Source organism: Bradyrhizobium sp. CIR18 (assembly GCF_014198295.1).
Taxonomy (GTDB): Bacteria; Pseudomonadota; Alphaproteobacteria; order Rhizobiales; family Xanthobacteraceae; genus Bradyrhizobium.
Genome location: NZ_JACIHF010000014.1, coordinates 118,416 through 138,255 on the forward strand (window position 1 = coordinate 118,416; position 19,840 = coordinate 138,255).

At 64.3% G+C, this 19,840-nt stretch carries 17 protein-coding genes; 12 read left to right on the forward strand and 5 right to left on the reverse strand.

Annotated features, from left to right (window positions below):
• Positions 1 to 306: 306 nt before the first annotated feature.
• Both secA and GGD65_RS41235 read left to right on the forward strand, forming a co-directional pair.
• Positions 307 to 3,147 carry a preprotein translocase subunit SecA gene (gene secA, locus GGD65_RS31745; RefSeq protein WP_092261323.1) on the forward strand — a complete coding sequence of 947 codons (2,841 nt, stop codon included), beginning with the start codon at positions 307 to 309 and terminating at the stop codon, positions 3,145 to 3,147.
• A 520-nt stretch (positions 3,148 to 3,667) separates the two neighbouring features.
• Entirely contained in the window at positions 3,668 to 4,072 is a 405-nt protein-coding gene (locus tag GGD65_RS41235) for a DUF6006 family protein (RefSeq protein ID WP_409333982.1), read from the forward strand.
• Between the two features lie 199 nt (positions 4,073 to 4,271).
• On the opposite strand, the gene GGD65_RS31750 is transcribed toward GGD65_RS41235, so the two are convergent.
• Positions 4,272 to 4,715: a MarR family winged helix-turn-helix transcriptional regulator gene (locus GGD65_RS31750; protein WP_018320557.1), complete on the reverse strand. Its 444-nt coding sequence runs from the start codon at positions 4,713 to 4,715 to the stop codon at positions 4,272 to 4,274.
• Between the two features lie 37 nt (positions 4,716 to 4,752).
• Between GGD65_RS31750 and GGD65_RS40465 the strand changes: the two genes are divergently transcribed.
• The 8 genes from GGD65_RS40465 (at position 4,753) to GGD65_RS31790 (ending at position 12,403) form a co-directional block, all read left to right on the forward strand.
• A complete protein-coding gene (locus GGD65_RS40465) occupies positions 4,753 to 5,004 on the forward strand; it encodes a hypothetical protein (RefSeq protein ID WP_179731495.1) in 252 nt (83 codons plus the stop codon).
• Entirely contained in the window at positions 4,895 to 6,079 is a 1,185-nt protein-coding gene (locus GGD65_RS31760) for a substrate-binding domain-containing protein (protein WP_183237829.1), read from the forward strand. Before GGD65_RS40465 ends, GGD65_RS31760 begins: the two co-directional genes overlap by 110 nt.
• Before the next feature lie 168 nt (positions 6,080 to 6,247).
• Positions 6,248 to 7,762: an amidase gene (locus GGD65_RS31765; RefSeq protein WP_179732187.1), complete on the forward strand. Its 1,515-nt coding sequence runs from the start codon at positions 6,248 to 6,250 to the stop codon at positions 7,760 to 7,762.
• Between the two features lie 35 nt (positions 7,763 to 7,797).
• Positions 7,798 to 8,655: a branched-chain amino acid ABC transporter permease gene (locus tag GGD65_RS31770; protein WP_179732185.1), complete on the forward strand. Its 858-nt coding sequence runs from the start codon at positions 7,798 to 7,800 to the stop codon at positions 8,653 to 8,655.
• A 2-nt stretch (positions 8,656 to 8,657) separates the two neighbouring features.
• Positions 8,658 to 9,875, forward strand: a complete 1,218-nt coding sequence (locus tag GGD65_RS31775) for a substrate-binding protein (RefSeq protein ID WP_183237830.1) — start codon at positions 8,658 to 8,660, stop codon at positions 9,873 to 9,875.
• Between the two features lie 6 nt (positions 9,876 to 9,881).
• Complete coding sequence (locus GGD65_RS31780; protein WP_183237831.1) at positions 9,882 to 10,994, forward strand: branched-chain amino acid ABC transporter permease; 1,113 nt, start codon at positions 9,882 to 9,884, stop codon at positions 10,992 to 10,994.
• On the forward strand, positions 10,984 to 11,715 hold the full coding sequence (locus GGD65_RS31785) for an ABC transporter ATP-binding protein (protein ID WP_183237832.1): 732 nt from the start codon (positions 10,984 to 10,986) through the stop codon (positions 11,713 to 11,715). Before GGD65_RS31780 ends, GGD65_RS31785 begins: the two co-directional genes overlap by 11 nt.
• Positions 11,708 to 12,403 (forward strand): ABC transporter ATP-binding protein, encoded by a 696-nt coding sequence (locus tag GGD65_RS31790; RefSeq protein WP_183237833.1) that lies wholly within the window; start codon positions 11,708 to 11,710, stop codon positions 12,401 to 12,403. The genes GGD65_RS31785 and GGD65_RS31790 overlap by 8 nt, the downstream gene beginning before the upstream one ends.
• A 1,090-nt stretch (positions 12,404 to 13,493) precedes the next feature.
• Here GGD65_RS31790 and GGD65_RS31795 read toward each other — a convergent pair.
• The 4 genes from GGD65_RS31795 to GGD65_RS31810 form a co-directional block, all read right to left on the reverse strand.
• The gene (locus GGD65_RS31795) at positions 13,494 to 15,011 is read right to left on the reverse strand and encodes a murein L,D-transpeptidase family protein (protein WP_183237834.1); all 1,518 of its coding nucleotides are present in this window, start codon (positions 15,009 to 15,011) and stop codon (positions 13,494 to 13,496) included.
• A 514-nt stretch (positions 15,012 to 15,525) separates the two neighbouring features.
• Positions 15,526 to 16,488, reverse strand: a complete 963-nt coding sequence (locus tag GGD65_RS31800) for an acetyl-CoA carboxylase carboxyltransferase subunit alpha (protein ID WP_183237835.1) — start codon at positions 16,486 to 16,488, stop codon at positions 15,526 to 15,528.
• Between the two features lie 272 nt (positions 16,489 to 16,760).
• Positions 16,761 to 17,720, reverse strand: coding sequence for a site-specific tyrosine recombinase XerD (xerD, locus tag GGD65_RS31805; RefSeq protein WP_018320571.1), 960 nt, complete (start codon positions 17,718 to 17,720; stop codon positions 16,761 to 16,763).
• A gap of 17 nt (positions 17,721 to 17,737) precedes the next feature.
• Complete coding sequence (locus tag GGD65_RS31810) at positions 17,738 to 17,884, reverse strand: hypothetical protein (protein WP_014439243.1); 147 nt, start codon at positions 17,882 to 17,884, stop codon at positions 17,738 to 17,740.
• 182 nt (positions 17,885 to 18,066) lie between these two features.
• On the opposite strand from GGD65_RS31810, the gene GGD65_RS31815 reads away from it, so the two are divergent.
• Both GGD65_RS31815 and aroB read left to right on the forward strand, forming a co-directional pair.
• Positions 18,067 to 18,690 carry a shikimate kinase gene (locus tag GGD65_RS31815; protein ID WP_018320572.1) on the forward strand — a complete coding sequence of 208 codons (624 nt, stop codon included), beginning with the start codon at positions 18,067 to 18,069 and terminating at the stop codon, positions 18,688 to 18,690.
• Positions 18,687 to 19,829: a 3-dehydroquinate synthase gene (aroB, locus tag GGD65_RS31820; protein ID WP_183237836.1), complete on the forward strand. Its 1,143-nt coding sequence runs from the start codon at positions 18,687 to 18,689 to the stop codon at positions 19,827 to 19,829. The genes GGD65_RS31815 and aroB overlap by 4 nt, the downstream gene beginning before the upstream one ends.
• The last annotated feature ends 11 nt before the right edge of the window (positions 19,830 to 19,840 follow it).

Sequence of the window (19,840 nt, forward strand, 5' to 3'; positions counted from 1 at the left end):
ACTCGCCCAATACAGGGGGGCTTGGCAACGCGAAAAGTCTGTCAAAATGATGAATTAGCCGCAATGCGCCCGCCGTTGACAAGGCCCTGACCGGGCCATATCTCTGCCCGGTCGCGACCATGGCGATGGCGTTTATTTTGCTGCGTTTTTGGCCGTTGAACCCAGACTTGCCCAATTCCCACCCATATGGCGGATGACCCCCGCAGTCCGGGCTCTGACGCCACGAGGCGTCACGGTGAGTTGATAGGCAGGCGGGTGACAACTTCTTAGGTCAACGCGGTTGAATCGCGAACACAGGAACCAGGCATGATCGGCGCGCTCGCCCGCAAGTTTTTCGGCTCCGCCAACGACCGGCGGGTGAAGGGATATCAGTCCCGCGTCAACGCGATCAACGCGCTGGAAGGAGAGGTCTCGAAGCTCTCCGACGAGGCGCTCAAGGCCCGCACCGCCGACTTCAAGAAACAGCTCGCCGAGGGCAAGACGCTGGACGACCTGCTGGTCCCCGCCTTCGCCACCGTGCGCGAGGCCGCCAAGCGCACGCTCGGCCAGCGCCATTTCGATGTCCAGCTGATCGGCGGCATGGTGCTGCATGAGGGCGACATCGCCGAGATGAAGACCGGCGAAGGCAAGACGCTGGTCGCGACCCTCGCGGTCTACCTCAATGCGCTCGCCGGCAAGGGCGTCCACGTCGTCACCGTCAACGATTACCTCGCCCGCCGCGACTCCGGCTGGATGGGCCAGATCTACGGCTTCCTCGGCATGACCACCGGCGTGATCGTGCACGGCCTCGACGATGCCGAGCGCAAGGCGGCCTATGCCTGCGACATCACCTACGGCACCAACAACGAATACGGCTTCGACTATCTGCGCGACAACATGAAGTACCGGCTCGAGGACATGGTCCAGCGCCCGCACTTCTTCGCCATCGTCGACGAGGTCGATTCCATCCTGATCGACGAAGCGCGCACGCCGCTGATCATCTCCGGTCCGCTCGACGACCGCTCCGATTTCTACAACACCATCGACGGCTTCCTGCCCAAGCTCGACAAGACCGACTACGAGGTCGACGAGAAGCAGCGCACGGTGACGCTGACCGAAGCCGGCATGGAGAAGATCGAGACCCTGCTGCGCGATGCCGGCCAGCTCAAGGGCGAGTCGCTCTACGACGTCGAGAACGTCTCCGTCGTGCACCACATCAACCAGGCGCTGCGCGCGCACACGCTGTTCACGCGCGACAAGGACTACATCGTGCGCGACGACGAGGTCGTCATCATCGACGAGTTCACCGGACGCATGATGCAGGGCCGCCGCTATTCCGAAGGTCTGCACCAGGCGCTGGAAGCCAAGGAGCACGTGCAGGTTCAGCCGGAAAACCAGACCCTGGCCTCGATCACGTTCCAGAACTATTTCCGGATGTACGAGAAGCTCGCCGGCATGACCGGCACGGCGTTGACCGAAGCCGACGAGCTCTTCGACATCTACAAGCTCGAAGTCGTTGAGATCCCGACCAACGTGCCGATCGGCCGCCTCGACGAGGACGACGAGGTTTATCGCACCCACAAGGAAAAATACGCGGCCATTCTCGCCGAGATCGAGCGGGCCAATTCGCGGCTCCAGCCGGTGCTGGTCGGCACGGCGTCGATCGAGAAGTCGGAAGTGCTGGCCGAGTTTCTGAAGCAGAACGGCTACAAGCAGATCGATTTCGGCAAGGAGAACGCGCTCGACAAGCTTTACGCTGCCGCCCGCGCCGGCAAGCCGGCGAAACTGTTCGCGGTGCTGAATGCGCGCTTCCACGAGCAGGAAGCTTATATCGTCGCGGAAGCCGGCGTGCCCGGCGCGATCACGATCGCGACCAACATGGCCGGCCGCGGTACCGACATCAAGCTCGGCGGCTCGCTCGAGATGCGCATCCCGAAGGAGACCGCGGGCATCGAGGACGAGGCCGAGAAGGCCAGGAAGATCGAGCAGATCAAGGCCGACGTCGAGCGCTTCCGCGAGATCGTGCTGAAGGCGGAAGAGATCGTCGAGATCGAGCCGGCGAAGGGCAACAAGCCCGCCAAGACCGTGACCAAGCCCGGCGGCCTCTACATCATGGGCTCCGAGCGCCACGAATCCCGCCGTATCGACAATCAGCTGCGCGGCCGTTCCGGCCGTCAGGGCGATCCCGGCCGCTCGAAATTCTTCCTGTCGCTGGAAGACGATCTGATGCGCATCTTCGGCTCGGATCGCCTCGACAGCATGCTCCAGCGTCTCGGCCTGCAAGAGGGCGAGGCCATCATCCATCCCTGGATCAACAAGGCGCTCGAGAAGGCGCAGCAGAAGGTCGAGGCGCGCAACTTCGACATCCGCAAGAATCTCTTGAAGTTCGACAACGTCCAGAACGACCAGCGCAAGGTGATCTTCGACCAGCGCGTCGACCTGATGAAGGACGAGAGCGTCGCCGAGACCGTCACCGACATGCGCCACGCCTTCATCGACGACCTCGTCGCCAAGCACGTGCCCGAGCATGCCTATGCCGAGCAGTGGGACGTCGCCGGCCTGAAGGACGAATTGAAGCGCGTGCTCGATCTCGACCTGCCGGTCGACGACTGGGCCAAGGAAGAGGGCATCGCCGACGAGGAGCTGCTGACGCGCATCGAGACCAAGGCCGACGAGCACATGGCGGCCAAGGTGGCGCAATGGGGTCCCGACGTGATGCGTTACGTCGAGAAGACCATCCTGCTGCAGACGCTCGACCATCTCTGGCGCGAGCATCTGATCATGCTCGACCATCTGCGCCAGGTCATTGGCCTGCGCGGTTACGGCCAGCGCGATCCCCTGCAGGAGTACAAGACCGAAGCCTTCAATCTCTTCCAGGAGATGAGTGCTCACTTGCGCGAGGCGGTCACGGCGCAGCTGATGCGGGTCGAGATCGTCCCGCCCGAGCAGGAAGCGCCCGTGCTGCCGCCGATGGAGGCGCACAAGTTCGATCCGAACACCGGCGAGGACGAAATGGCGCTCGCCAGCGTCACGCTCGGCGCCCAGACCTCCGACGCCGCGCTGCGCGATCCGAAGAACCCGGCAAGCTGGGGCAAGGTCGGCCGCAACGAGGACTGCCCCTGCGGCTCAGGCAAGAAGTACAAGCACTGCCACGGGCGGTATGCTTGATCGATGATCTCAAGACCCAGCGAACTCGCGGTGCTGTATTGGCCTACGAGTTCGCGAGGGGTTGAAATGCTTCCGATCCATATGGTGCCTGCTGATCTTTAGGGCGCATCACGAATGGTAGGCCCACGTCATCGAGGATGGCTGGCTTACATTTGTCAGGCGGTCTGGCATCCGTCACGCGCGGCTGAGCACGCTTTGGCCACCTGGCAACCGGCCCCGATGCTGAGCGAACAGGCGAGAAGCATCGCGCTGTTGCATGCGCGTGACCTTGCGGCGCCTGTTCCTGTGATCACTTCCGAGTGCTGTTGCTGCAGATTGTCGGCGGCCACTCGCTCCCCCGGCCGCGCAGCTGAAGCCCGAAAGCCGATGGTCAAAGCGCGGCATCGTGTCTCGGAGAACACCTGCGGGTAGATCATCCAATCTTTTGCCACTGCTCATTGTGATCTGGATCACCTCTACCGAGCTCGATCCGTGTTTTGATTGAATCACAATACGCGGCCCGAAAATTGGGAGCCAGACAATGTCCAAACGCGCGCTGCCAACCACCTTTTGTGTTCTTGCCCTGAGTTTCTACGCTTGCGATTCCGCACCTGCGAGCCAAGTGGGCGGATGGTGGGGCGGAACATGGTCGTGCAACATAGACGGCCGGCCGGCCCGGATGAAATGGGCCGCCGTTGATGACAGTCAGACAAGCTGCAGCGGCGGCACTTGCACCAGCAGCTCGGGAGCACGCTGGGCAGGCAACTTCTCAGATAATGGCTCGCGATGGGTGAAGTTAACAAATCCACGCAGCGGAACGCAGGGCGGCGTATACTTCAACCATGCCGATGGCAATAAATGGTATCTAGCCAAACCGGTCAGCAACAAGTCCGTGGGCTGGACGACATGGAACGGCCAACGCTATCGCCTCTCGTGCTGGCGATGATGCAATCATGCGGCGCCTGCTCATTCCGCCTGGACTCAAGGGCGAGCCTTGAGAATTGAATAAGGCCCGGATGCGCTCTGTGAGCGCCACCAAGCCGGCGTGACCAGCGCGCGTGCTTTTCATGGAGGTCCTCTCCATGCATTGAATGGCAGACGAGTGTGTCGGCTCCGCAAGGCGCCTACGCTCCAATTCACGAGGTCTAATTCGAACTATCGATCAAGCTCTCCAGCAGCCGCTTCAATTCGCTCGTCGATTTGTCGCCGTAGCTCTCCAGGATGTGCTCCTCCTGGTCGACCGCGAGCGAGTTGAGCTTCTTGCACAGCACCTTGCCGCGGTCGGAGATGAACATCAGCACCTTGCGGCGGTCGCCCGGGTCCTGCACGCGATAGACCAGCGTGTCGGAGACCATGCGGTCGATCATCTTGGTCAGCGTCGGATGGTTGAGCAGCACGGCGCCCGCAAGCTCGCCCATCGAATGGCCGTTGCCATCCGACAGCACCTTGAGGATGCGCCACTGCTCGACCGGCACGCCTTCCTTGCTCAACCGCAGTTCGAGCTGCCGGTTGATCTCCCGGTTAGCTTGCGCGAGCAGGTAAGCGAGGTGTTCGGTGATCGGGGTGTTTTCTTTCGACGGTTTTGCCACGGCTAAGACTTCGTCTTGACCCAATTGAGTGAATGTCTTGCAATCAATGCTGCATCTATATGCACTTCAATTCTTGAATATTCAATATTTTCAAAATAGGATCATTGCACAACAAAAGGGCGGAAGCCGCGGCCGCCTGCTCAATGTGCTTTCAGGTCTGGTGCCAGACAGGAGTTGGCGTGCGCGCGACGGTAAACTTCCCGGCTCATGGCGGTCCGGCGTTGCCACCGTCTTTGCTGTTCAGGAATCTGTCGTCCGCGGCAGCGGATTTCGACCTATCGCCATTTGACATCCACGTCATGAAACGCCGCGGCGCCCGCAACAAGCTGCGCATCGGCAATTTCCTCACTTTCACCGGCTCGCCCGGAATCTGGGGCCCGACCTCCACCAACAGCGCCATGCTGGCGGTCGCCGAGATCAACAAGCGCGGCGGCATATTGGGGCGCGAGCTCGAACTCTCGATCTACGATTCCGGCGGCCCGATCGAAGACGTCGTGCGGCGCGCCGAGCAGGCCATCGCCTTCGACGAGGTCGACCTGATCATGGGCTCGCATATCAGCGCCGTCCGTGTTGCCCTGCGCAAGGTCACCGGCAACCGCATCCCCTACATCTACACTCCCGTCTATGAAGGCGGCGAGCGCACGCCGGGCGTGATGGCGATCGGCGAGACGCCGCGCTGGCAGAGCCGTCCCTCGATCCACTGGCTCGCCGACGTCAAGAAGGCGGCGCGCTGGTACCTGATCGGCAGCGACTATGTCTGGCCCTGGCAGTCGCATCGCGCGGTGAAGCGCTACATCAAGGAGGCCGGCGGCCAGGTCGTCGGCGAGGAGTTCGTCCCGGTCGGCGAGGACAATCACGAGCCGCATCTGGCGCGCATCCGCGCAGCCAAGCCCGATGTCGTGCTGATCTCGCTGATCGGCACCGACAGCATCACTTTCAACCGCGCCTTCGCGGAAGCCAGCCTTGCGACGTCGACGCTGCGACTTGCCGGCGCGATGGACGAGACCGTGCTGCTCGGCATCGGTGCCGACAACACCGAGAATTTGTTCTGCGCCTCCGGCTATTTCAACTGCATGGCCTCGCGTGCCAATGACGAGTTCCTCAGCGGCTACCAGGCCATGTTCGGCCCGCACGCGCCGCCGGTCGGCTCGGTCGGCCAATCGAACTATGAAGGGCTGCGGTTCCTGGAGTCGGTGGCCAACCGTGCCGGCTCGCTGGCCTTTCGTCCGCTGCTGAAGGCCGCACGCAACACCGTTTACTCGGCGGGCCGCGGTCCCGTGGTTCTTCGCGACGGGCGCGCCGAGATGCCGATGTACCTCGCTGAAGCCGACGGTCTCGACTTCAAGATCATCAAGACGCTTTGAAGGGCGGCTGTTGATACGTCGCAGCGGCTTTGCGAAATAATACTTGAAAAGGAAAATATTTCCGTCTGTAATATCGACACGGTAGCCGAACGGCCCGCGCTTGTGCAGGCGCGACCGCGAGGCGTCCGTCCAAAAGCCAGGGATCAAGAAGCCTCAGAGGAGAGCGCCGTGACAGTTGTCCTTCCCACCCCCGCCCAACTTCGCAGTGTCGCCGAGCAATGCGGCCTTTCGCTCACCGATGACGACGTCACCTCGTTCCGTGGCCTGATGCAGGGCTCGATCGAGGCCTACAATCTCGTCGCCGCGATGCCGGACGAACTGCCCGAGGTGAAATATCCGCGCACCCCGGGCTATCGGCCCTCGGCTGAAGAGAACCCGCGCAATGCCTGGTATCGCAAGTCGACCGTGAAGGGCGCCGCCAGCGGCAAGCTCAAGGGCAAGACCGTCGCGCTGAAAGACAACATCATGCTGGCCGGCGTTCCCATGACGAACGGCTCGTCGACGCTGGAAGGCTATGTGCCCGATTTCGACGCCACCATCGTCACGCGCATGCTGGATGCCGGCGCCGAGATCGCCGGCAAGGTGCATTGCGAGCACTTCTGCCTCTCCGGCGGCAGCCACACCGGTTCCTACGGGCCGGTGCATAATCCGCACAAGATGGGTTACTCGGCCGGCGGGTCGTCGTCGGGCTCGGGCGTCGTGGTCGCGCTCGGCGAGGTCGACATGGCGATCGGCGGCGATCAGGGCGGCTCGATCCGCATGCCGTCCTCGTTCTGCGGCATCTACGGCATGAAGCCGACCTGGGGCCTCGTCCCCTACACCGGCATCATGCCGATCGAGATCTATGTCGACCATACCGGGCCGATGACGGCGACGGTCGCCGACAACGCACTGCTGCTCGAAGTGCTCGCCGGCGACGACGGCTACGATCCGCGCATCAAGTCGCCGAAGGTCGAGGAATACACCAAGGCGCTCGGCCAGGGCGTCAAGGGCATGAAAATCGGCATCGTCAAGGAAGGCTTTGAACAGCCGACGGCCGAGGCCGCGGTGAATGAAAGCGTGCGCGAGGCGGCGAAACGCTTCAAGGATCTCGGCGCCACCGTCGAGACGGTGTCGATCCCGATGCATCTGCTGGGCGGCGCGATCTGGACGCCGATCGGCACCGAAGGCCTGACCCAGACCATGATGTTCGGCGACGGCTATGGCCTGTCCCGCGGCGATCTCTATTCGACCTCGCTGATGGATTTCCATCGCGGCTGGCGCCGCCAGGCCGATTCGCTGTCGGAGACCACGAAATTGTTCATGATGCTCGGCACCTACATCAACAACAATTTCGGTCCACGCTTCTACGGCAAGGCACTCAACATCTCGCGCCGGCTGACCGCGGCCTACGACAAGGCGTTCGGCGATTACGATCTGCTGCTGATGCCGACCACGCCGATGAAGGCGACCAAGCTGCCGGAGCCCAATGCCAGCCGCGAGGAATACGTTGCCCGCGCCCTGGAGATGATCTCCAACACCGCGCCGTTCGACATCACCCATCATCCCGCGATGTCGCTGCCCTGCGGCATGGTCGACGGCCTGCCGGTCGGCCTGATGCTGGTCGGCCGGATGTTCGAGGAATCCACCATCTACCGCGCCGCCCACGCCTTCGAGCAGATCGGCGACTGGAAGAAGATGTGAGCGGGCATTGATGCAGACGGACGGAAGACCACCCTATGGCTAACGCGTTCGTCGCGGCGTTCGAGATCCTGAGCTTCGGCGCGATCATCGTTCTGATCGTGCTGGGGCTCGGGATCATCGCCAGCATGATGGGCATCTTCAACTTCGCGCAGGGCGAGTTCGTCCTGCTCGGGGCCTACATCACCTATCTCGCCTACGCCAAGGGCCTGCCGATCTGGGCCGGCATGATCGCGGCGCCCTTCGTCGTCGGCGCGCTCGGCTTCGTGCTGGAGGCGCTGATCATCCGCAGATTCTACGCCGCGCCGATCGTCGCCATGCTCGGCACCTACGCGCTCGGCCTGATCATCCGCGAATCCGTGCGCGGGCTGATCGGCGGCTTTTATCTCACCGTGCCCGAGCCGATCGGCGGCTCGATCGACATCGGCGCCATGCACATCTCGGCCTGGCGCTTCACCATCATCGTCATCACGCTCCTGGTGATGGCCGGCTGCTATCTGCTGCTGTCGCGCACCAACTTTGGCCTGCGCATGCGCGCCACGCTGGAGAATCCATCGCTGGCGCGAGCCTCGGGCATTTCCACGCCCCTGATGTACGGCGCCACCTTCGCGTTCGGCTCCGCGCTCGCCGGCCTTGCCGGCGCGCTGATCGTCCCGGTGTTCAGCCTCTACGCCGATCTCGGCCTGCGTTTCCTGATCCAGGGTTTCGTCGCGGTCATGGTCGGCGGCGTCGGCTCCTTCATCGGGCCGGTCGCGGGCGCCGGTGTCATCGGCACGCTCAGCGCCGCGCTGCCCTGGGTGATGGCGCCCGTCGTCGCCGACGTCCTCGTCTTCGTGCTCGCCATTGTCTTCATCAAATTCCGCCCGCAGGGCCTCATCGCTGGAAAAGGGGTTTAGTCATGTTCGATCGCACTCAGCTCTCACGTCGCCGCTTCCTCTCCAATTTCGCCTTTGCCTCCGGCGCGGTCGCAACCGGGGTCGGAAGCTGGGTGATCCCGGCCGACTGGGCCAATGCCGCAGAGGCTCCGATCAAGGTCGGCATCGCGACCGACCTCACCGGCCCGATCGCCTATGCCGGCAACGCCGACGCCAACGTCGCCAAGATGGTGATCAAGGAGATCAACGCCGGCGGCGGCCTGCTCGGCCGTCCGCTCGAGCTCTATATCGAGGACACCGCCTCCAACGAATCCGTCGCCGTCGGCAACGTCCGCAAGCTGATCCAGCGCGACAAGGTCGACATGGTCCTGGGCGGCATCACCTCCTCGATGCGCAACGCGATCAAGGACCCGATCGTGGCGCGCGGCAAGACGCTCTACATCTATCCGCAGCTCTACGAGGGCAAGGAGTGCACGCCCTATCTGTTCTGCACCGGGCCGACGCCGGCGCAGCAATGCGACGAATTCATCCCCTGGCTGATCAAGAACGGCGGCAAGAAGTTCGCGTTGCCGAGCGCCAATTATGTCTGGCCGCACACGCTCAACGTCTATGCCCGCAAGGTGATCGAAGCGAATGGCGGCGAGGTCGTGTTCGAGGAATACTACCCGCTCGACCAGGTCGACTTCTCCGCGACCGTCAATCGCATCATCTCCAACAAGGTCGACGTGGTCTTCAACACCGTGATCCCGCCGGGCGTCGGCCCGTTCTTCAAGCAGCTCTATGAAGCGGGCTTCCTCAAGAACGGCGGGCGGCTCGCCTGCGTCTACTATGACGAGAACACGCTCAACATCAATCAGGCCGCGGAGATCGAGGGGCTCGCCAGCTGCCTCGACTATTTCAAGGTCTTGACCAAGGAGAATCCGTTCGACGCCAAAATCCAGGCGGCCTACGAGAAGGATTTTCCGGGCAACTTCCTGTTCGCCGCCGGCAGCGCCGCCACCGGCACCTATCGGGGCCTGAAACTGTGGGAAGCCGCGGTGAAGGAGGCTGGCAAGATCGACCGCGAGTCGGTCGCCGCCGCGCTCGACCATGCCAAGATCGCCGAAGGCCCCGGCGGGCCTGCCGAGATGGTGCCGGGCAAGCGCCACTGCAAGATGAAGATGTACACCGCGGTCGCCAAGGGCGGAAACTACGAGATCGTCGGGCGCAGCAACGGCCTCGTCGATCCCAAGGAATGCTGATTTGGAATGCTGAAGTCGATGGGCGCAGTGAAACAGGCGATCCCCGCCGAGATCGGGGGGGAGGCGGACGTCGCCATGGATAGCGGCGGGACGGCGGAACGATCGTCGGCGCGAAAGATCCTGCCGATCGTCGAGGGCGTCGTGCTGGTCGCGGCGCTGCTCGCGCCGCTGGTGCTGCAGGACTATCTCACGGTGTTCGCGACGCGCGTGATCATCCTCGCGCTGTTCGCGCTGTCGTTCGACCTGGTCTGGGGCTATGCCGGCATCATGAGCTTCGGCCAGGCCCTGTTCTTCGGCTCGGCCGGTTATGGCGTGGCGCTGCTCGCGCGCGACCTTGATATCACCAACATCTTCCTGGTCCTGCCGGCGGGCACCATCATCGGCCTCACCTTCGCGCTGCTGCTCGGCGGCTTCCTGCTGCTCGGGCGGCATCCCTCCAGCGTGATCTTCGTCTCGCTTGGCACGCTGACCGGCTCCTACGCCGCCGATCGCCTCGCGCGCGGCTGGTATTATCTCGGCGGCCAGAACGGCATTCCCTCGATCGCGCCGATGTCGCTCGGGACTTACGAGTTCACGGAAGGGCCGGCGTTCTATTATCTCGTCCTCGGTATCCTCGTCGTGGTCTACCTGCTCTGCCGCTTCCTGGTGCGCTCGCAATTCGGCCTCGCGCTCGCCGGCCTGCGCGAGAACGAGCAGCGCATCGCCTTCTTCGGCTACAAGGCGCAGCATCTGAAGGCGATCATCTTCACCATCGGCGGCGGAGTCGCCGGGCTCGCCGGCAGCCTCTATGCCTTCCACGAAGGCTTCGTCTGGCCCAACATGGTCGGCGTCGTCGTCTCGACGCAGGTGGTGCTCTATGTGCTGTTCGGTGGCTCCGGCACGCTGATCGGCGCCGTCATCGGCGCCGTCATCGTCGAGGGCGTCAGCTTCTGGCTCTCGGACAATTATCGCGACATCTGGCCGATCATTCTGGGCTTGTTGCTGCTGCTCGTCATCCTGTTCCGTCCTCTCGGCCTGATCAGTTTCGTCCTCGGTGAGCGCGAGCGGGTGGGTAGCTTCGGCGCCAGGGCCAAAGAAGACCTCAAGGAGAACGTCAAGGAGAATCGCGATGCTCCTTGAAGCCGCCGGCATCACAAAAATCTTCGGCAAGCTCACCGCGCTCGACGGCGCCGCGCTCACCGTCGGTGCCAACGAATTCCACGGCCTGATCGGCCCGAACGGCTCCGGCAAGAGCACGCTGATGAAGTGCATCGCCGGCGCCGAGGTGCCGACGCAGGGCAAGGTGTCGTTCGTCAATACCGACATCACCGCCTTCACGCCGACCGAGCGCGCTCGCGCCGGCATGAGCCTGAAATTCCAGATCACATCCGTGCTGCCGTCACTGACGCTGTACGACAACATCCTGCTCGCGCTGCAGGCGCAGTCCTCGCTGGTCGACCTCGTGTTCTCGCGCACGAGAGGCGCGCTGCACGATCAGGTCATGACCATGCTGACGCAGTTCCGCCTCGCGGATCGCGCCTTCGAGGCCGCAGCGGCGCTGTCGCACGGCCAGCAGCAATGGTTGGAGATCGCGATGGCGCTCGCCGGCAAGCCGAAACTGCTGCTGCTCGACGAGCCGACCGGCGGCATGAGCCTGGAGGAGCGCCGCGTCACCGGCGAGCTGCTGCAGCCGATCAAGCAGCATTGCTCGCTCGTCATCGTCGAGCACGACCTCGATTTCATCCGCGACATCTGCGATCGCCTCACCGTGCTCGATCAGGGCAAGGTGCTGGCGTCAGGCACGGTGTCCGAGATCCAGGCCAACAACGCCGTCCAGGAGATTTATCTGCGCCGTGCCTGAATTTTTGGACATTAGACATCTCGATGCCGGCTATGGCCGCAGCCAGGTGCTGTTCGACGTCACCCTCGGCATTCCCTGGCGCGGCGGCGTCGCTGTGCTCGGCCGCAACGGCGCCGGCAAGACCACGCTGATGAAGACCATCGTCGGCGAATTGCCGGCGTGGAAGGGCGAGGTCGCCTTCGACGGCCGCGACATCAGCCGCCGCGCCACGCAGGAGCGCGTGCGCGCCGGCATCGGCTACGTGCCGCAGGAGCATTCGGTGTTCGCGCGCCTGTCGGTGCGCGACAATCTCGCCGTCGGCTCGCTCGCCAGCAAGAAGGCTGACGCGGTCGACCAGGTGCTGACCATCTTCCCGAAGCTCGGCCAGCGCCTCGACCAGCCCGCCGGCACGCTGTCCGGCGGCGAACGCAAGATGCTGGCGATCGGCCGCGCCATGCTGGGCGATCCAAAGCTGCTGCTGCTGGACGAGCCGACCGAAGGCGTCTGGATCGGCGTCATTGAGGAGATCACCGAGCGCCTGATCGAGCTCGCCAAGACAATCGCCGTCATCATCGTCGAGCAACACCTCGACCTCGCCTTGCGCGTCGCCGACTACGCCTACGTGCTCGACCGCGGCCGCGTCGCGCTGCAGGGAGAGGCGGGCGCGGTGCGGGGCAATCCGGAGCTGATGCGGTATCTGGCGCCGTAGGCGACGCTGCTTGACACCGCCCGTTCTGCAGCGAGCACTCTGGCTGCCCCGTCATCCTGAGGTGCGAGCAGCGCGGTGCACGAGCACCGCGTAGCGAGCCTCGAAGGATGAACGGCCGCGCGGCCAGCCGGGCCGTCGCCCTTCGAGGGCCGCTGAAGAAGCGGCCACCTCAGGGTGACGGTGAGATATGGTCGCGTGGGCTCGACTTCACCGCAATTCGCCGACGTCAGCCAGAAGCCTGGTCACGGTCTTATCATCTTCAACTGTCAAACAGCCCACATGACATCGCGATCCCGCAGCGCTCCAGCGCCCGGGTTTTGCTTCGCTTCTGGCGCCCTTCGAATCGGAAGGGCGCAGGGAAGGCCGGGTACCGGCTGGCACCCGAGAGCCCCTGTGCAATGATGCGTGGATAGACGCTCACAGGGGAGACACAGGTGCAGCCCGATAACCGGCCTTCCCTGCGCAGTGGGTTGACGGCTTATGTCGCGCTCTCCCCGGGGAGCGATGCACTCTTGCCCCCGTCGCCTCGCAGATCGCTGATGTGCGCAACCCGGTCGGGCACGCACACCACCGCGGAGACTTGACGCCAGCCTGCGGGCGCCAGGACCACACGATTTTGCCGTACGCGGCCGGCCTGTCGTACCGCGCCCGCCATCGCTCACGGGGAGACCCGCCCTGCGACCGCATCTGGCGCCAACACCGCCCGCGTCCACCGCAACTCACCCCACGAACCGTGACGATCGCGACCCGCCCCTTCCGGCGGGATGAGATGGCGAGGGAGTATAGGGTGTGTCGGAGTTCGGGTAAAGAGAAATTATTATTATCCGAAGTAGCGATTGAATGGATCGTCATTCGGACTGCGCACCCTGCTGATGCCGTCATAAGTCTCGGAATCGCTGAGGTGCGAGCAGCGCGGTGCATGAGCACCGCGTAGCGAGCCTCGAAGGAACGGCCGAGCTGCCAGCCGGGCCGTCGCCCTTCGAGGGCCGCTGAAGAAGCGGCCACCTCCAGCGACAACGGCTTTGCCGTTGCGCGGGGGTGACGGTGAGACGTTGTCGATCGTGAAAGACAGGAGCGCGGCGTCGCCCGCCTACTTCATCGCCCCAAAGCGGCTGTCGAACGAGTTCGACGAGATCACCGGCGCGGCGCCCATGATCTGCGTCGCTTCACTCGTACCATCCGCCACCGACGGCTTCAGCGCCGGGCGCGTTGCGGCGAGGCGGGTGTCGGGCTGCTTTGCCGGTTCGGCAGGCTTGGTCGCCACGGTCGCAGCCGGCTTCGGCGCGTCCTTCGCTGCATCCTTGGACTTGTCATGTCCCGGCACGAATCGGGTCACGGCGGCCTTGAGCCGCGACGCTGCGGTCGGCGGCGTCGTGGTCGTGATGGCCGGGGCCACGGATGCGGTGGCTTGCGGCGGCGGGGTGGTCGCGGTGGTGTCGGATGAGCCCATGCCCATCTTGCGGCCGAGGTTGGAGAAGAAGCCGCCGGCTTTCTCAGTCGTCGGCGCGGCCGTGGCGACGCGGGCGCCGGTCGCGGGTGCGCTGACGGCGACGACTGGCTCTTCCTGCGGCGCAGGCGCGGACGCCACGCTGTCGAGGTTCGGCTTGGGCGGATTGACGTGGCCAGGGATCGTGCCCGGCGCCTTGGCCATCGCCAGCATCTGCAGCGTGGTGCCTTCGGCGCCTTCGGACAGGCCGGTCGAGCCTTCCGGAATCTTCGCGGCAAAGATCTTGTTCATGCCGCCGTCGATGCCGGTGTTCATGCGCGCCACCGGCGTGCCCTTGGCGACCAGCCTCGCGTATTCCGCCTCGTCCTTGGCTTGCTTGCCCCGCACGGCGGCGACGACGTCCTCGGGAATCACATAGGCCGGGCACTTTGCCGAGGCGTCGAACACCGGATCGCGCTTTGCGTCCGCGGGCTTCGCCGCGTCGAAGACGTACTTCTTCTCGCAGAAATCGACCTTCGGCTCCTGCCGCGTCACCTCGAAATGATCATAGCCTTCCTTGATCATCTTCCAGAACGGCATGTTCGGATTGTTCCGGTGCTTGGCCATGTTCACCGGCGTCATCTTGAACGGATAGGCCTGCAGCTGGAACGCCTTCTGGCCGCCGAAGAAGGATTCGCGGCCGAGCGAATAGATCTCTGCGATCTGCTCGTCGGTCATCGCGTAACAGCCGCGCGAAGAACAGTCGCCATGCACCATCAGCTGCGAGCCGGTGCGGCCCAGCGCCTTGTCGAACGCGTTCGGATAGCCGGTGTTGAACGAGAGGTAATAGGCCGATTGCGGATTCATCTGGCTCGGGTTGATCGAGTAGAATCCCTCGGGCGCCTGGCGGTCACCTTCGCGCACCTTCGGACCTAAGTCGCCCGACCAGCGGCAGATCGGATAGGTCTTGAGCAGCGCGAACTGGCCGTTGCGGGCCTGCTTCCAGACCTCGAGCTCGGCCTCCTGCTTGAACAGGCGGACCAGGATCGGCGATTGCAGGTCCATGTCCTTCTCGACCATCGCGGCGAGCAGCTTCGGTGGCACCGGCTGATTGGCCTTGGCATTGGTCGCGAGCGAGACCTGGTCGGTATCGCAGCCGGCCAGCAGAACACTGGCCGTCATCAGCGCAACCGAAGCCAAGAGCGCGCGAGCAAGCGAACGAGAAATCAAGATGGACCCCACACCGTGCCGGGCAGAGAGCGCGAACCCCAATTCTGATGGAGCATGATCCGACCGGAAAACCAGACCCGTCGTGACGGGCTTTTTCAGACCACGCCCCAGCGCTTATGCCCTGAAGCCATTGATTAAAATTCTAACCTCTGGGTCATGTGGTCGCAACCCGAGCGGGGATCACGAGCCCGTTGGCCCATCGGCATGGTCAACGAAGACTGAATGGACGCGAGTTGGGACGGAACTTGGGCCTTTCGGCCCGACTGGGACTCAGATCGCTGATTTGGGCAAAAAAAGGGTTAACGGGCGGTTTCCGGGGGGTCTTCACCTCCCCCGCTTGCGGGGGAGGCCGGGAGGGGGCTCGCGCCGCATTGGGAGTGTCGCCCGTGGAGATACCCCCACCCCAACCCTCCCCCGCAAGCGGGAGAGGGAGCGCACCGCCCCTACGGCACCGAATCCCGCCGAATCAGCCCAGTTTCCGGCCGATATCGAGGAATTTCTGCCGGCGCTGCTTGCGGATGGCATCCCCATCCAGGCCGCGCAGCTCGTCGAAGGCCTTGGCGATGGCATCGCCGGTGGTGGCGATCATGTCGGCGGGGTCGCGGTGGGCGCCGCCGACCGGCTCCTTCAGGATGCTGTCGATCACCCCGAAGCGGAGCATGTCCTGGGCGGTGATCTTCATGTTGTTGGCGGCTTCCTGGGCCTTGGTGCCGTCGCGCCAGAGGATCGAGGACGCCGCTTCCGGCGAGATCACGCTGTAGATCGCGTGCTCCAGCATCAGCACCTTGTTGGCGGTGGTAATCGCAATGGCGCCGCCCGACATGCCCTCGCCAGTGATGATGGCGACGTTCGGTACCGTCAGCGCCATGCAGGCATCGGTCGAGCGCGCGATCGCTTCGGCTTGTCCCCGCTCCTCGGCGCCGATGCCGGGATAGGCGCCAGCGGAATCGGCGAGCGACAGCACCGGCAGGCCGAACCGCTCGGCCATCTCCATCAGCCGCACGCATTTGCGATAGCCTTCGGGGCGCGCCATGCCGAAATTGTGCTTGATGCGGCTCTCGGTGGAATCGCCCTTTTCCTGGCCCATCACGCAAATCGCTTCGCCGCGGAAACGGCCGAAGCCGGCGACCAGCGCCTCGTCCTCGCCGAACTTGCGGTCACCGGCGAGCGGGGTGAATTCGGTGATCAGACCCTTGATGAAATCGTTGAAATGCGGCCGCTGCGGATGCCGCGCGACCAGCGTCTTCTGCCACGGCGTCAGGTTCTGATAGAGGTCGGCCAGCGCCTGCGCCGCCTTGTCCTCGATCCGCCCGATCTCATCGGAGATGTCGGTACCGGAGGCCGCCAGCGTCCTGAGCTCGTCGACCTTGGAGTCGAGCTCGGCGACCGGCTTTTCGAAGTCGAGATAGCTGCGCATCTGGTCTTGCATCAACTCAATATAGGGAGGACGGGGCGAGGCGGCGAAGCGGATTTAGACCAAGGATAAGAAGTGTAGCTTCTTCAATGAGTTGACCTGTGCGTTGCGAGCGGGCCCGTCAAATCATGCGAAGGCACCGGCTCTTTCTGCGGAGATGTGGCCGAAGTCAAGGCGGTTTCATGGGGTGCCCGTAGCCCGGATGGAGCGAAGCGCAATCCGGGAAGGTCTGTCCGCGGGGCGAGAACCCCGGATTTCGCTGCGCTCCATCCGGGCTACGGCGACAACTACTTCTCCGCCAGCGGGTGCAGGTCGCGCACGAGGCTCTTCAGCCGCTCCTCCACCACATGGGTGTAGATCTGCGTCGTCGAGATGTCGGTGTGGCCGAGCAGGGTCTGCACGATACGCAGATCGGCACCATTGTGCAGGAGGTGGCTGGCAAAGGCATGGCGCAGCACGTGCGGGGAGACCAGCCGGGCCTGAAGGCCCGAGGCGACCGCGAGCTCCTTGAGGTCGCGGGCAAAATGCTGGCGCGTCAGATGCCCGCTCTCGCCGAACGAGGGGAACAGCCATTTCGAGGCGGCGAGGCTGTCTTTCTTCTTCTCCGTCTTCGCAGCTTCCGTCGCGGCGAGATAATCCGCCATCGCCTGGCGGGAGGCCTCGTTGAGCGGCACCAGGCGCTCCTTGTTGCCCTTGCCGCGCACCACGATCATGCGGGCATCGCGCTTGGCCGCCGAGCGCGGCAGCGCCACCAGCTCGGAGACGCGCAGGCCGGTGGCGTAGAGCACCTCGAGCAGGCAATACAGCCGCAAGGCGCGCAGCCGCTTCGACGGCGAGGCATCCTGCGCCTCGCTCAATTCCTTGGCGCGGCGGAGCATGCGGTCGACATCGGAGATCGACAGCACCTTCGGCAGGCCGCGGCCGCGCTTGGGACCGGACAGGATCGCGGCGGGATCCTCAGCTCGGATGCGTTCGTTCAGCAGGAAGCGATAGAGATGCCGCATCGCCGACAGCCGGCGCGCGACGCTGGTGGATTTGAAGCCGCGGGCATCGAGATCGGCGAGGTAGTCGCGCAAATTTTGCGTCTCGGCGTCGGCAAAGCTGTGGCCGACGCGGCCCAAAAATTCCGAGAAATCGGTGAGGTCTCGGCGATAGGCGTCGAGCGTATTGGGCCCGGCGCCCTGTTCCGCCGCGAGCATGTCGAGGAACAGGCCGGTGAGCTTGGCATCTGAGGGCGGGTTGCGCATGCCCGGGAGGCTAGCTCCTATTTCTTGAGAAACTTGTCCGGCGGGATCGTCACCGTCATTTCCCGCGACTTGGGACTGACGAAATTGGCCAGTGCGAAGACCACGCCATAGACGATGCCGGCGATCACGGCGACGACCGTCAGGAAGCGGAACAGGCTGGGCATCGTTCTGGGGTCTCTGCAGGGACTTGGTTAGGGTCTCGGCGGGCAAATTAACCAATGAAATCATCCAACATGTTCGCCGTTTCGTGGCAAGAGTCCACTGGCGAGGCCCCCTGCGGGGTCGTATAGGTGGCCAAAGCATGCCGTCTTTGGCGGCAGATCGAGCGAGATCCAGAGCAATATCCATGTCCGACGCCGCGTTGCCGATACCAGCTTCGCCCGAAGCCGACATCCTGTCGGCGCTCGGGGCGCGCTCGATCGTGCTCGTCGGTATGATGGGGGTGGGCAAATCCACCATCGGCCGCCGCATGGCGAGCAGGCTCAAGCTGCCCTTCGTCGACGCCGACACCGAGATCGAGACCTCGGCCCAGATGAGCATCCCGGAGATCTTCGAGCGCCACGGCGAGCCGTATTTCCGTGACGGCGAAGCGCGGGTCATCGCGCGGCTGCTCGACAGCGGTCCGGTGGTGCTGGCGACCGGCGGCGGCGCCTTCATGCGCGAGGAGACCCGTGCGCGCATTGCGGCGAAGGCGGTTTCGATCTGGCTTAAGGCGGACCACGACGTCATCATGCGCCGGGTGCGGCGCCGTGCCGACCGCCCGCTGCTCCGGACCGCCGACCCCGAGGGAACCGTGACGCGCCTCCTCACCGAGCGCGAGCCGGTCTACAGCCATGCCGATCTCACCATCGCCTCGCGCGACGTGCCGCACGACAAGATCGTCGAGGAGACCATCGAGGCGCTGCGCGCGCATCTCTGTGGTGAGCAAGCCACCCAACCACCTGCCGACGTTGCGAGTGCGATACGATGACTGCGCCGTTGAAACATTCCGACCCTGTCAACGTCGAGGTCGCGCTGGGGAATCGCGCCTATGACATCGTCATCGGCCGCGGGGTGCTGTCCTCGCTCGGCGAACGGGTCGCCGCCTTGCGTCCCGGCGTGCGCACCGCGATCGTGACGGATCGCACGGTGGCCAAGCACTGGCTCGAGCCCACCGAGGCCTCGCTCGCCGCCAGCGGCATCCCGACCTCGCGCATCATTGTCGAGGAAGGCGAGATCTCCAAGACCTATGCCGGCCTCGAAAAGGTCAGCGAAGCCCTGATCGCCGCGAAGATCGAGCGCAACGACCTCGTCATCGCGCTCGGCGGCGGGGTGGTCGGCGATCTCGCCGGCTTTGCCGCGGCGATCCTGCGCCGCGGTGTCGATTTCGTGCAGGTGCCGACCTCGCTGCTGGCGCAGGTCGATTCCTCCGTCGGAGGCAAGACCGGCATCAACTCGCCGCAGGGCAAGAATTTGCTCGGCGCGTTCCACCAGCCGGTGCTGGTGGTCGCCGACACCGCCGTGCTCGACACGCTGTCGCCGCGGCAGTTCCGCGCCGGCTATGCCGAGGTCGCCAAATACGGCGTGCTCGGTGACGAGGCCTTCTTCACCTGGCTGGAGAAGAACCATTCCGACATCTTCAAGGGCGGCTCGGCGCGCGAGCACGCGATCGCGACCTCCTGCCGCGCCAAGGCGGGCGTCGTCTCGCGCGACGAGCGCGAGACCGGCGAGCGCGCTCTGCTCAATCTCGGCCACACCTTTGGCCACGCGCTGGAAGCTGCGACCGGCTTCTCCGACCGCCTGTTCCACGGCGAAGGCGTTGCCATCGGCATGACGCTGGCGGCGCAGTTCTCGGCCAAGCTCGGCATGATCGGCGAAGCCGATGCGTCGCGCGTCGAGCGGCATCTGATCGAAGCCGGCCTGCCGACGCGCCTGCAGGACATCGCGGGCTTTGCCCAGGAGGGGCTTGCCGATGCCGACGCGCTGATGGCGTTGATGGCGCAGGACAAGAAGGTGACGCGCGGCAAGCTCACCTTCATCCTGCTGGAGGCCGTCGGGCGCGCGGTGATCGCGAAGGATGTCGAGCCGGCCCCGGTGCGGGACTTCCTGAAGTCGAAATTATCGCAGTGATGGCGGCATCG

Coding starts and splice junctions, on each gene's coding strand:
- secA (WP_092261323.1), top strand. CDS start 307: ATGATCGGCGCGCTCGCCCGCAAGTTTTTCGGCTCCGCCAACGACCGG.
- GGD65_RS41235 (WP_409333982.1), top strand. CDS start 3,668: ATGTCCAAACGCGCGCTGCCAACCACCTTTTGTGTTCTTGCCCTGAGT.
- GGD65_RS31770 (WP_179732185.1), top strand. CDS start 7,798: ATGGCTAACGCGTTCGTCGCGGCGTTCGAGATCCTGAGCTTCGGCGCG.
- GGD65_RS31775 (WP_183237830.1), top strand. CDS start 8,658: ATGTTCGATCGCACTCAGCTCTCACGTCGCCGCTTCCTCTCCAATTTC.
- GGD65_RS31780 (WP_183237831.1), top strand. CDS start 9,882: ATGCTGAAGTCGATGGGCGCAGTGAAACAGGCGATCCCCGCCGAGATC.
- GGD65_RS31785 (WP_183237832.1), top strand. CDS start 10,984: ATGCTCCTTGAAGCCGCCGGCATCACAAAAATCTTCGGCAAGCTCACC.
- GGD65_RS31795 (WP_183237834.1), bottom strand. CDS start 15,011: ATGACGGCCAGTGTTCTGCTGGCCGGCTGCGATACCGACCAGGTCTCG.
- GGD65_RS31800 (WP_183237835.1), bottom strand. CDS start 16,488: ATGCAAGACCAGATGCGCAGCTATCTCGACTTCGAAAAGCCGGTCGCC.
- xerD (WP_018320571.1), bottom strand. CDS start 17,720: ATGCGCAACCCGCCCTCAGATGCCAAGCTCACCGGCCTGTTCCTCGAC.
- GGD65_RS31810 (WP_014439243.1), bottom strand. CDS start 17,884: ATGCCCAGCCTGTTCCGCTTCCTGACGGTCGTCGCCGTGATCGCCGGC.
- GGD65_RS31815 (WP_018320572.1), top strand. CDS start 18,067: ATGTCCGACGCCGCGTTGCCGATACCAGCTTCGCCCGAAGCCGACATC.
- aroB (WP_183237836.1), top strand. CDS start 18,687: ATGACTGCGCCGTTGAAACATTCCGACCCTGTCAACGTCGAGGTCGCG.